The 12,242-nt window shown below is 36.3% G+C and carries 11 protein-coding genes; 1 reads left to right on the top strand and 10 read right to left on the bottom strand.

Annotated features, from left to right (window positions below):
• Nucleotides 1–15: 15 nt before the first annotated feature.
• Genes HMPREF0874_RS05785 through pduB form a run of 4 tightly spaced genes read right to left on the bottom strand, consistent with a single transcriptional unit; the run spans nt 16 to nt 3,650 of the window.
• The gene (locus HMPREF0874_RS05785; RefSeq protein ID WP_008602327.1) at nt 16–546 is read right to left on the bottom strand and encodes a diol dehydratase small subunit; all 531 of its coding nucleotides are present in this window, start codon (nt 544–546) and stop codon (nt 16–18) included.
• An 11-nt stretch (nt 547–557) separates the two neighbouring features.
• Nucleotides 558–1,256, bottom strand: coding sequence for a propanediol/glycerol family dehydratase medium subunit (locus tag HMPREF0874_RS05780; protein WP_008602326.1), 699 nt, complete (start codon nt 1,254–1,256; stop codon nt 558–560).
• Nucleotides 1,257–1,265: 9 nt separating this feature from the next.
• Nucleotides 1,266–2,927, bottom strand: coding sequence for a propanediol/glycerol family dehydratase large subunit (locus HMPREF0874_RS05775; protein ID WP_008602325.1), 1,662 nt, complete (start codon nt 2,925–2,927; stop codon nt 1,266–1,268).
• Nucleotides 2,928–2,948: 21 nt separating this feature from the next.
• On the bottom strand, nt 2,949–3,650 hold the full coding sequence (gene pduB, locus HMPREF0874_RS05770) for a propanediol utilization microcompartment protein PduB (RefSeq protein ID WP_038124004.1): 702 nt from the start codon (nt 3,648–3,650) through the stop codon (nt 2,949–2,951).
• 480 nt (nt 3,651–4,130) lie between these two features.
• On the opposite strand from pduB, the gene HMPREF0874_RS05765 reads away from it, so the two are divergent.
• On the top strand, nt 4,131–5,021 hold the full coding sequence (locus HMPREF0874_RS05765) for a PocR ligand-binding domain-containing protein (protein WP_008602323.1): 891 nt from the start codon (nt 4,131–4,133) through the stop codon (nt 5,019–5,021).
• 139 nt (nt 5,022–5,160) lie between these two features.
• Here the strand turns inward: HMPREF0874_RS05765 and fucO are convergent, their stop codons facing one another.
• The 6 genes from fucO to HMPREF0874_RS05735 all read right to left on the bottom strand — a co-directional run bounded on the left by fucO (nt 5,161) and on the right by HMPREF0874_RS05735 (nt 12,025).
• Nucleotides 5,161–6,312 (bottom strand): lactaldehyde reductase, encoded by a 1,152-nt coding sequence (gene fucO / locus HMPREF0874_RS05760; protein WP_008602322.1) that lies wholly within the window; start codon nt 6,310–6,312, stop codon nt 5,161–5,163.
• An 18-nt stretch (nt 6,313–6,330) separates the two neighbouring features.
• Nucleotides 6,331–7,224 (bottom strand): dihydrodipicolinate synthase family protein, encoded by an 894-nt coding sequence (locus HMPREF0874_RS05755; RefSeq protein WP_008602321.1) that lies wholly within the window; start codon nt 7,222–7,224, stop codon nt 6,331–6,333.
• A 15-nt stretch (nt 7,225–7,239) separates the two neighbouring features.
• Complete coding sequence (locus HMPREF0874_RS05750) at nt 7,240–8,349, bottom strand: L-rhamnose mutarotase (RefSeq protein WP_008602320.1); 1,110 nt, start codon at nt 8,347–8,349, stop codon at nt 7,240–7,242.
• Nucleotides 8,350–8,421: 72 nt separating this feature from the next.
• Nucleotides 8,422–9,666 (bottom strand): L-fucose:H+ symporter permease, encoded by a 1,245-nt coding sequence (fucP, locus tag HMPREF0874_RS05745; protein ID WP_024062134.1) that lies wholly within the window; start codon nt 9,664–9,666, stop codon nt 8,422–8,424.
• Between the two features lie 25 nt (nt 9,667–9,691).
• Nucleotides 9,692–10,471, bottom strand: a complete 780-nt coding sequence (locus HMPREF0874_RS05740; protein WP_008602318.1) for an SDR family oxidoreductase — start codon at nt 10,469–10,471, stop codon at nt 9,692–9,694.
• A 36-nt stretch (nt 10,472–10,507) separates the two neighbouring features.
• Nucleotides 10,508–12,025, bottom strand: coding sequence for a UxaA family hydrolase (locus HMPREF0874_RS05735; protein ID WP_008602317.1), 1,518 nt, complete (start codon nt 12,023–12,025; stop codon nt 10,508–10,510).
• Nucleotides 12,026–12,242 lie beyond the last annotated feature (217 nt).

Below are 12,242 nucleotides of genomic sequence, written 5' to 3'. Positions count from 1 at the left end.
GACATCTCCTATAGGTTAATTATCACCTTTCAGTTTTTTACGACGTTCGTAATTTTCTGCAGCTTCTCGTACAAAGTTTGCACAAATCGGAGCCCCTAAACCATCAAGTTCGCTAGCAATATCTAACAGTTCTTGTTTGGAAGAACGATATGGACGAAGTGCATTGTACATTTCAAGTAAACGTTTATCACTTACCTTCGTCATTTCTGCAGCGCGAGAGAAGTTGAGTTCAATTTGATCACGACCACCAGCCTTGGCAATTTGACCTTGGGCTTTCAAAATGGATGGAGAAATTTTCAAATCATCCATTGTGATATGACCTGCCATAACGTTTTCCATCGTAATATGGCTCAAGTTACGACCTTGACCAAGGTCAATCCATTCTGGATGTTTTTTAGCAATCGGATAGTCTTCGATTGTAACCACTCTATCTACTGTATTAGTTGTAGATGGTGTATGAGGCGTAGAGTACTGTGTTGTACTGCCTTTTGCCCCTTCTATTTCAGATACGATCTGCCGAATTAAGGCTTCTAATTCGTTAGCCATAGTAAACCTCCTTATACAGTGACGCGAACTTCATCAGCTGGCTTACCTTTGACTACATGCTTCGTTTCTTTAATGTGAAGCAATGCAGATAATGCTTGGTATTTTGGACGAGCCATTTGATCGTTCAAGGTTGGTACTGGTGTTGGGGATTCGCCCTTAGCGTACTTAGCAGCATTTTTACCGATAGCACGGTATGTTTCAGCTGTTAATAGCGGTGCTTGAGGGAATAATTCCAAGTTTGAAAGTGGTTGTAAATCCCGTTGGTGAATCAAGGTTGTACCTTTAGATTGAATACCGATGCATACGCCGGAACCAGAAATTGAATCACCTTCAACGGCTACAGCCGCTACATCAGAGGAACGGTATACGCGAATTACGCGAGCTTTAAGCCCTTCTTCTTCAATACCTGCTACTACTTGGCGAATTACTTCTTGATGCGGTACACCAACGATAGTTTGTCGTTGACTACGACCAAAAGCCGGTCCTACTGCAATGACTACTTCGTCTGCGCTTGTACCAGGTTGTGCAGGACCACCTGTTTGAAGCCAGCTATCATCGCCAGTTGGGTCTTCATGTCTAGGTGCTGCACTTGGTGCTGTACTTTCACCAATATTAGTCTTGAATTGTGGCGCCTCATGAACGCCGCCCATTTCTTGTAAAACGTCTAGGATAATAGAGCGTAATACATCTCTGTTAATTTCAGCCATCATGACACCTCCTTATATATCCCGTGGATCAATGGCGTTTGGAATATCTTTAATACGTTCCCAATCTTCACCTTCCACACGATACCCTGTGCCAACACCTTGATAGTCATTTCTATTGTTAATCGCGGAGATAACGTTGAAATCACGGTCAAAGATGGCCGATGTTTGTAAGTAATCACCGGAGATTTTTTGTTTCAATAAATTCAAAACACTTTGTGCTACATCAGGGTGACCTTCTTTAGCTAAGCCTTTTACGAAGTCGACGCCTGTAACACCACGGTTTAACAAATCTTGAGCCGCTTTAATATCTGCGACCTTATCGCGAGGAGGCATGTCTTTAGAGCCATTTGCATAGGTAGCAGCCTCTACCTCTTGATCTGTAATTGGAGGCAAGCCCAATGCTTTAAACAAGGCTTGAAGTGCACGAGCTGCTTTATTACGAACCGCCACTACTTCTTCTTCACGAGCAGGGATAAGACCGCCATTTACCTTGAGGTCACGTTGGATAACTGTCCAGTCATCATAGTCCTCTGCATCCCAGTTAGAACCAGCGAACATATTGTCATAGTTTGGTGTAGAACTATAACCAGAGCAGATGAAGTCAGTACCAGGTGCAAATTGCATCAATGTACGTGCTGTTCTACGCAAGTCAGAGTGACTGAATGTTTGGTCATTACTAGATGCACATTCTAGGTCGAGCATAGCTGCTACAAGGTTTTCTGCCAATACAGCGCGAATACCAGAAGGTACGGCTGCTGGAATGCCGATACAGCTTACAGAACCATTTTGAATACCTTGTACGCCGGCGCCTTTTGTAATGTATAGGCAGCGGATTTCAAGGTACAACATGGATTTACCTTCTGCTTGGCCCATTTGTACTTCAGAGCCTGTACCAGAAGTAAAGCGCATTTTAAGACCACGAGATGCATAAGCAGATGCTAAGAAGCCTTTAGACCAAGGTGTGTCATCACCATCGGTAAATACATCTTCTGTACCATATACGGAAATGGTTTCTGCATAAGCTGTGAAACCGCGCATACCAAGTTCTAATTCTGTTGCTTCTTCCAAGGAGCATTGAGTCAATACGCCTGGTCGACCACATTGAGAGCCTACGAGTAAGCTAATCGCATTAAGTGGTGCATAACGAGCAACTGCAACTGTTGTTTCTTCTTCCGCAAACCCACGAAGTGCACCTTCCGCAGCATCGGCTGCAATTTGTACTGGGTTATCGTTTACATTTGTTACATGGGCTTGGTTAGCCATTGTGCGACGAGCACGCATTTTTTGCATACATTGCATCATCTCAACAACGTTCATAGAAGAAACAACTTCTAGCATTTTTGCGGGAGTAATAGATTTACAAATCTTAACGATTTCTTCACGAGGTACTGAAGGTGTAAGCATCATATTAGCAATGTCTTTTGAATCCATTGCCATCGCTTGTTGAGCACCGTCGAGAACAATACCGTAATTTGCAATAAATGTATCGATAAGATCAAAGTCTTCACGGCGTTTACCATCGAGTTCAACGATGCGGCCGCCTTCGATTTTGAGACTAGGCTTTGGATCTTGAGGAGATTCCATAGCTATAAAACCTTCCTCTACCCATTCCTTTACATAACCATCCTGATTGACAGGACGTTGGCTTAAGACTTCGAAACGTTTTGATTTCATAGGGCATACCATCCTTTCAGATTAGATATAGGAAGGGGCTCCGTTCACTGGTTCGTCACCCATAGTACCGAGCAATTGTTTACCTACTTCACGAGCAGAGATAACCGCTTGTCGTACAGCCCCAGAATCGCCAGAAATCTGTAAAATTACTTCGTTAGAATTACTTGTACCTGCAGACGGAGATGCATAACCGATTACATCAACATTCGCAGATTTAACAGCTACATCGGCCATAACTACTCCAATAGCTGCTGGAGCACCTACGATAAGGCCAAATGCTTTACCTTCAGGAGCGCCAAATGCTGCATTTACTGCATGACTAGCGCGTGCTGTATATTGAAGTTCAATATGACCAGCATCGTTTGCATATACATCGCCAAAGGTGCGTTCCACTTCAGCTAACGCTACTTCAATAGCTCGTTTTACATCGGATACATCATCACCACCAAAGATGATTAACGAGCCATGGCCTGCGCCACCTTTAGTATCACGAGGTAATTCAATGCTAACAATTTCAGTATTGGTTGCTTTTACCGCTTCATCAGCAGCCATAATGTGTGGGCCTGCACCAGTACGAGCACCTAAAATACCGATAGAACGATATTTTTTCTTTAGTTTCATCGCATCTAATACTTGTTGATCTACGTTAGCAATTACGAGACCTATAGTATCACCAGTTTTACTAGTCCCTACAAATTCAGTTAATCCACATGTTGTTGCCATAATACCCTCCATACGTATAATGAAAGTATCTATGTACAAAAAACTATGTTGCGATATACCATTTTATATTTTTAAATATTTCTTTAACCATTCATATGTATGCAACACTACTTCTGTACACCATATATTGCTATAGAGCATGCCTTGCTATTCAGTCACAACCCATCGGACTCAATCCTTTCTAAACATAAATAATATAAAGCTTTTACTTATCTTTATTATAAAAATTATTAAATACAACTTTTTTATATATATTTGTAAAATGCGATTTTTCTATTACTAAAATACGACAATCCTGTTATACTTATACATGTAAAAGCAAGAAATAACGTAATTTTATAGGTATATGAATTTTAGGTGGTATATCACTTTTCTCTTTTCTCAGGTTTAGAGCCGACACTTTAGCTAGAGAGCAAGTAGAGCTGTTTTAGCGGTGTGCTTACTAGACCTCTTAACACATTTGTGATTGGAGGTTGTACTATGATTTGTACGAACGAAGATACTAAGCTTATCAATGAAATCATGCGCGATTTCACAAACATAACAAAAATCGCCGCCATTTTTGTAAATAATCGTGGAAAAGTATTATCTCAAGAATATAACTTTTCTCCTTTTTGCAAGGTTGTAAGACGCAATCCAATCTATGCCAAGCGCTGCAATCAATGCGACTTATATGGTGGCCTAGATGCTACAAAAGAACTATCATCCTGCCCGTATCGCTGTCACATGGGCCTTATAGATTTCTCCGTGCCCATCATGAAAGATGGTGCCATCTTAGGTTTCATCATGGCAGGACAAACAAAAACAGAGGATACGACAATTAAGCCGATTTTACCAACCCAAACCGATTGGCATGATGATACTAAACTTCGCGCCTTGTATCGGACCTTGCCTGTTTTGACTGCAGAACAAATTTACAGCGCTACAAAGGTTTTACGGATTTTGGTAGAACACTACTTCCCATTTAACGATGCCATAGCCGAAGAAATGCCTTATGAACAATTGCCAGACTTTGTGGAGTCTGAACGCCCTATTAATTGTCCAGAAATCCGAAAAGCCATGCTATACATAGAAAAAAACCTGAGCAAACGCGTGTCGCTCAGGAGGATTTCGGAACATATTCATTTAAGCGAGTCCTACTTCTCTAAGATTTTTAAAGATGATACAGGACTTTCAGTAGTGCAATATATAACACTATTGCGCATACAAGAAGCCAAAAAGCTATTGGTATATTCGCAACTAACGGTTAATCAGATTAGTAAAACATTGGGCTATAATAGAACAAGCTACTTCTGTAAAATATTCAAGCTAGCTACCACCGAAACACCACATTCGTATCGGAAGAAATATGCTAAGCCAATTAATGCATAATATACTAAATATTAGTAGTTTAATTATGTAATAAAAAATAGAGTGGTGAAATCCTAAATATAGGATTTCACCACTCTATTTTTATTTAGAAATACTAAACTTTAGAGGAGGAGTGCAGACAACTATAAAAATACCAATGCTACATAATAGACTTATAAATACTAATTATATCTTTTAGTGTTGGATCTTTTGGATTACCTGGTGTACAAGCATCCTCCATTGCTGACTTAGCTAAAAATTCTAAATCCTCTTCCTTAACGCCAACAGCCTTAAGATGTTTAGGAATATTAACATCATCAGCTAGTTGTTGAATTGCCGCAATAGCTGCACTATCAGCTTCCGCTTTACTCATTTGTTCTAAATTTTGAACACCAAAAGCTCTAGCAATTTCTTTATACTTATTACCGGTAGCACTAGCATTATACTTTAATACAGCAGTCAACATCATTGCACACGCCTTGCCATGTGGAACATCATAAAGTGCACTAAGTGGATGAGCCATTGAATGCACAATCCCTAATCCAACATTAGAGAACCCCATACCTGCAATATACTGTGCCAAAGACATTCCTTCTCTAGCGTCATAATCGCCATCTACAGATTTACGTAAAGACTTTGCAATTAATTCTATAGCTTTGATATGTAGCATATCGGTTAATTCCCATGCGCCTTTAGTAATATACCCTTCTATTGCATGAACTAAAGCATCCATACCTGTTGATGCACAAAGACCTTTTGGCATAGAAGCAGACATATCTGGATCAACAATCGCAACTACAGGAATATCATGTGGGTCAACACAAACAAATTTACGCTTTTTCTCAACATCAGTAATAACGTAGTTAATAGTAACTTCAGCAGCTGTACCCGCTGTAGTGCTAACTGCAATAATAGGTAGTGACTTATTTTTAGTTTCAGCTAACCCCTCTAGACTTCTAACATCAGAGAATTCTGGGTTTGTCATTATAATACCAATAGCTTTACTAGCATCAATAATACTACCTCCGCCAATAGCTACAATAGCTTGAGCATCAAATCTTTTACATACATCAACACCATTTTTAATATTTTCAATGGTTGGGTTTGGCTTAATATCTGTATATACTTCGAAATTAATGCCCGCATCACGAAGCAAATCTGTAACCTTCGTAGCAACACCAAATTCAAGAAGATCTTCACCAGTCGTAACTAAAATCTTTTGAAAATGTCGTGATTGAAGTTCATTTATAATCTCTTTAATAGCACCTTTACCAAAATATGAAGTTTCATTGAGAATTATACGTTTACTCATATTATCATCTCCTAGGAATCATTTTCTCCAAAGTCTTTTGGCAACCATATCTAAATCAGATTTTACGGAATCTGTTAATTTTGAAATAGGAACTCTACAATTTTCTTTGATTGAGTAACCCATCTCACGCAAAGCCCATTTCATAAGTGGGTTAAACGGAGTATACGCTTCATAGAATAAAGCATATGTGTCAATCTTTCGCTGAATTTCTACAATTTTATTAAAATTACCTTCATTCAAAGCAACAACTAAATCATGACACAATTTAGGATATACATTAGATAATGCACCAATACATCCGGCACCACCGGAGATAACTACAGGAACACAGTTAGTATCATAACCAGTATATACTGCAAAGTTTGGATATAGAGGTAAAATTTCATTAATATATTTCTGACTATGACGAGAAACTGGATGTGTATCTTTAATACCAATTAAATTTTTATGTTTTTCTAATAACCGCAATACAGTATTAACAGATATATCATATCCTGTGCGATCTTGATAATTATAGAGATAAACATTACCAGAAATATGGCCTAAGATATCATCAAAATAATTGAATACATCCTCTTGGCTGCATGCACTATAATATGGTCCAACAATAATAACTGCATCAGCGCCCTTTTTTAGAGCAAAATTAGATAGATTTATAGTTTCTAATCTATTCATACGGCCTGTACCAGCTATTACAATTCCACGATGATTAATATATTGAACTGCATCTGATATTAATTGCTCAGCTTCATTATAATCTAAGGCATAAAATTCGCCCGCACTTCCACCTACTAAAATTCCATCAATACCATTTTCAAGTACATGATCATACAATGAATGCATATCATCATAATTAATAGTGCTATCATCATTAAAAGATGTTAATATTGGACAAAAATATTTACTATTCATATATAATACTCCCCTCTATTTATTTAAATCATAAACTAAATCCATATCTGCCCACCATTCACTTTTTAATGCACCATCAATACGTTTTTGGCATGGGTCTGTTTCTTTCCACCAACGATTTGTTTCAGGATCTTGTGCCATTTTTGCCATATCGTACTCAAAATCATCACCACAATATTCCATTATAGAAAATAGTAAGTCATCACGATTCCAAATCTTATAATTAGTAATACCACATTCTCTAATCATTTTATTAACACTCGAGAATGGATTCGCATGTAACTTTTTATAATATTCTGCTTTTTCTGGACGTAGTTTAATAACGGATGCAAAAAGTTGTGGACGATTAATTTTATATAATTTTTTAGCATTTTTACTAAAGATATCTAGATCATCATTAAAATACTCACGCACACAATTTAAATGATCCTCAAAAGATGAATATAAGTTAACTACAGGATAGTTAGATGCATACATTAGTTTTGAGTGATCAAAGGTTCCAGAAATAAAGTCTAAAAGATTTTTTACAAATAACTTATTATCAGTAGAGAAGCCTGAAATCTTACAGTATACATTAGGCAGTGATGCTAATTTTGTTATTGCCTTTTTATAACTTTCATCTAATGTGCTCACATTACCACAATGATTAATTACTACTTTAGCCTCTGGGACTTGCTTAATCGAGTTATATAAGTCTTCTAATTCATCTACTCGATTACAACTTTCAAATAATAAATCTTGTTTAGCTAGTACTTCCAAACCTTGAATAAAACTTCGTTCTAAACATCTCCCTCGAGGAGAGCTATCTATATGAAGTGGTTCTCTTACACCAACAATACCGATTGGCAATCGCATATGCTCACATAAATGTCTAGCTCTCATTACACGAGCTAGAATATATGGGCTTTTCAATTTAAAAATATAATCATCTTCTTGAATTGCGTTATCACAATCTACCTCTACATACACACCACCTTTAAAATTGAAATCATACTGCCCATAAGCCTTTGCAATATCATCCATTGAAAAGCTTCGTTTTATAATCCCTGCGCAAGAATTTAGCCAAGGAAGATTTAATATATTTAAATCCCAAATGTGAAAATGACTATCTACAATTTCAAGCATCATGTGTCTCCTTTAACGTGACTATCCGTCGAATAGGATAAACATTTAATTATCCAGTAAAGTAATTTAGTCTCATTTCATTACTTTTGGGCAACTCCCAAAAAATCCATACCAAGCAACAAATAAGAAACATGGTATTAATAATAAAAACGATGTTTCAATATTATGATGATCTGCAACTAGGCCCATAAAATATGGCATGATTGCACCACCAACAATAGTCATAATTAGTACACTAGAGGCTGTCTTAACCAATGCATCTGGTATATCTGTAATAGAAAGCGCAAAAATAGTTGGAAAACTAATTGACATAAAGAAGAAAGATGCAATTAGAGTGAATACAGAAACGCTACCAGTTAAGATGTTTAGTAATATCATAATGCATACATTAATAAGAGAATAAACACCTAAGATACAACCTGGTTTAAACTTCTTTAATAAAGGAGTTGTAACAACACGACCAATCATAAATGCAACTAAAGCAATACTAAAGAAGAATGCCGCTTGAGAATCAGTTACTTCTGACCAATGATCTACACTGTAATTAATGAAGAAGGCACCTGCACCAACTTGTGCTGCAATGTATAAAAATTGAGATAATGCACCCAATCTAAAATGACGGTAACTAAAGAGTTTCGCATAACTTACTTCATTATCTGCTGATGAATCTGTGGAACCAGAAACCTCAGAACCTTCTGGTAATTTGTTAAAAACAAAAAGTAATAACATAATAATAATAATTGCAGCAATTCCAACATATACCATTTGTACACTACGCATATTATCAGCTACATCACCACCATGAGTGACTGATAAAAATAATGCACCACCAATAATCGGTCCTAAAAATTGACCCACACCATTAAAAATCTGTGCAATATTAATACGGAATGCAGCATCTTTGTCACTACCTAATTTTGTGATATAAGGGTTGGCATTTGTTTCTAAACTACCTAATCCGCAAGCAAGAATGAAAAATGCACCAAGGAACATATTGAAACTGTATGCATTACTAGCTGGAATTATTAATAGTGCCCCAATAGCATAGAGCGCCAGTCCCATGATAATACCACCCTTAAATCCAAATTTTCTTGCCACTAAAGCAGCTGGTGTGGCTATTACAAAATACCCACCAAAATATGCAGCTTGTAATAATCCAGATGTTGCTTTTGTAATACCTAATTGATTTTGAAAGTTTTTATTCATTACATCAATTAAGCCATAACTAACACCCCACATGAAGAATAAAATAGTAACTAACCAAAATGCTAATTTAATATTACTAGCACTTACTTTTTTAGTTTTATCGGTATCCATAATGCACCTCCTGTAGCCAAGTCATTTAACTCAATGCTCGATCCAAATGCACATAACCACCATCAACATAAATCCATTGACCTGTAGTATGTGAAGATAGGGAGGAAATTACAAAAACTGCAGTATTTGCAATCTCTTCAATTGTAGTAAAACGTCTTTCAAATGGAATTTTATCAGTAATAACTTTTTTTCTTTCTTCTGGATTATCAAAAGTCTTAATCCAATTTGCATATAATGGTGTCCAACATTCACTTACGACAATCGCATTACTCCGAACACCATAAGGTAAAAAGGCTGCTGCCCATTCACGTGTCAAACCTAAAATAGCACCTTTTGCCGCCGCATATGCGCTAGTTCTCCCTTGTCCAGTTAATGCTGTCTTAGATCCAATATTTAATACACACCCTTTAGATTTTTTTAAATAAGGTAATGCCGATCTAACTAACTCATAATAATGTGTTAAATTCCCATGTAAGCTTTTTTCAAATTCTTGCCATGTAGTTTCTTCAATTGCTTTATTATCATTTGCACCTGCATTATTCACTACGGCATAAATTCCACCATATTTTTTAGCTACAGAATCAACAATAGATTTAATTTTATCAGCCTCATTTAAATCGATTTGAATGAATTCGTAGTTATTTGTAATAGCCTCCATCTCAGACGTAAATTCTTTTGTCAAAGGTGACCGCCCCAAAATAACTGGTATTGCTCCCTCCGCTGCTAGTCTAAGAGAAATACCACTACCAATACCACTGCCGCCACCAGTAACTAAAACAACTTTACCTTTTAATTGCAAATCCATGATACTTACCTCCTAAAGATAATTAATATAATAAATTTATACTGTTGTTGCTAATCGCCAAATAGAAAAATCATTTTGTTCATTTATTTCTGCTTTTGTTTCTCTTCCATTTCCTACCTCTACAATAAAATCTATTATTTCTTCGCCCATTTCTTGTATTGTTTTTTGTCCACTAACAACAACTCCGGCATCCAAGTCAATTGAATCATTCATATTTACATAAGTATCTGTATTAGAAGATACTTTTATTGTCGGAACTATTGGACTTCCTGTTGGTGTTCCTCTACCTGTAGTGAAAACGACTATATTACAACCACCAGCTGCCATACCACTTAATTGTTCTATATCATTTCCCGGTGTATTCATGAAAGTCAAACCAGTAGCAGTAATTGGTTTTGCATAGTCAATTACTGAATTTACAGATGTATTCCCAGCCTTATAAATACAACCTAAAGATTTTTCTTCTATACTACTTAACCCACCTTCTATATTTCCTGGACTAGGATTAGCGCCCCTAATATCCGCATGTGAATCAATAACAGTTTGTTCGAATCCTTTTATAGTATCTAAAATTTGTTCTTTTACTTCAGAATTAATAGCCCGTTCTGCTAATATATGTTCAGCTCCAATTAATTCAGTAGTTTCTGCCAAGACAACCTTTCCACCATGACCAACAACGATATCGGAGGCAGCACCTAAACTTGGATTCGCACTCAATCCGGAAAAACTATCACTACCCCCACACTCTGTGCCTAATACAATATCAGCAAGACAGCCTTCACTTCTTTCCATGAGTAAAGCTTCATTCAACATATTTTTTACAATTGTTACACCTTTTTTTATACTCTCATTAACACCACCACATTCTTGTATATTAAAATACTCAACCTTTTTATAAGGAGTATGTTTTTTTATTTGTTCTGCTATAGATTTAGCTTGAACAACTTCACAACCTAATCCAACTACTAATACACTATAAACATTCGGATTTGTACCTGAACCAACTAATACATCTTGAGTTTGGCTCGCATCATAACTTAATTCACTACAACCATGTTGATGATTAAAAAAAACTACTTTTGAATCAGGTTTCATTACAACAGAACCATATTTAATCTCATTTGCAATACGTTCAACCACTTTATTGGCACAATGTACGCTTGGAATAATCAAAACATGATTTCTTAAACCAAAACTACCATCAGGTCGTCTAAATCCCGATAAAGTATAATTTTTTTTATTATTTAGTATTACATGATCTCTAATCCCATTTTGGCTAATTTCTTTTGTTTTTGAGTCTAAATCACCTCTACCTCTTTCTCCATCTATATTATGAATATGTACCCATTCTCCAGATTTAATATTTCGATTCGCAACGCCTATATGCGCACCATATTTTATAATTGGCTGCCCTTTTAAAATATCTTCGGTTGCAAATTTATGTCCTTTAGAAACATTTTCTTTTATAACTACACCTAAAGCTTTATCTCCTTTATTCAGTGTAGTTAGTGCTGTTCCTACATTATCAGAGTTATTCACATGAATTGCATTCATATTAACGTCTCCTTAAAATAATTAAACTTACATAATTTATCATCTTTATTAATCTTATAGTATCTCCATCGTTCGTAAATGTCAATATTATTCGTATATGCGAACAGATAATTATAAATAAAAAAATAACATTTCAAAACTAACTATATTTGAAATGCTATCTAGTCTAATGGAACCCCTACTATTTAATTTTATTCTGTATTCAGATGATGTTATC

The sequence above is a fragment of the Veillonella sp. 6_1_27 genome, assembly GCF_000163735.1.
In the GTDB taxonomy this organism is placed as follows: domain Bacteria; phylum Bacillota; class Negativicutes; order Veillonellales; family Veillonellaceae; genus Veillonella; species Veillonella parvula_A.
The sequence above is the reverse complement of the archived record's forward strand: the minus strand, read 5'-3'. Positions and strand labels throughout refer to the sequence as shown.

Coding starts and splice junctions, on each gene's coding strand:
- HMPREF0874_RS05785 (WP_008602327.1), bottom strand. CDS start 546: ATGGCTAACGAATTAGAAGCCTTAATTCGGCAGATCGTATCTGAAATA.
- HMPREF0874_RS05780 (WP_008602326.1), bottom strand. CDS start 1,256: ATGATGGCTGAAATTAACAGAGATGTATTACGCTCTATTATCCTAGAC.
- HMPREF0874_RS05775 (WP_008602325.1), bottom strand. CDS start 2,927: ATGAAATCAAAACGTTTCGAAGTCTTAAGCCAACGTCCTGTCAATCAG.
- pduB (WP_038124004.1), bottom strand. CDS start 3,650: ATGGCAACAACATGTGGATTAACTGAATTTGTAGGGACTAGTAAAACT.
- HMPREF0874_RS05765 (WP_008602323.1), top strand. CDS start 4,131: ATGATTTGTACGAACGAAGATACTAAGCTTATCAATGAAATCATGCGC.
- fucO (WP_008602322.1), bottom strand. CDS start 6,312: ATGAGTAAACGTATAATTCTCAATGAAACTTCATATTTTGGTAAAGGT.
- HMPREF0874_RS05755 (WP_008602321.1), bottom strand. CDS start 7,224: ATGAATAGTAAATATTTTTGTCCAATATTAACATCTTTTAATGATGAT.
- HMPREF0874_RS05750 (WP_008602320.1), bottom strand. CDS start 8,349: ATGCTTGAAATTGTAGATAGTCATTTTCACATTTGGGATTTAAATATA.
- fucP (WP_024062134.1), bottom strand. CDS start 9,666: ATGGATACCGATAAAACTAAAAAAGTAAGTGCTAGTAATATTAAATTA.
- HMPREF0874_RS05740 (WP_008602318.1), bottom strand. CDS start 10,471: ATGGATTTGCAATTAAAAGGTAAAGTTGTTTTAGTTACTGGTGGCGGC.
- HMPREF0874_RS05735 (WP_008602317.1), bottom strand. CDS start 12,025: ATGAATGCAATTCATGTGAATAACTCTGATAATGTAGGAACAGCACTA.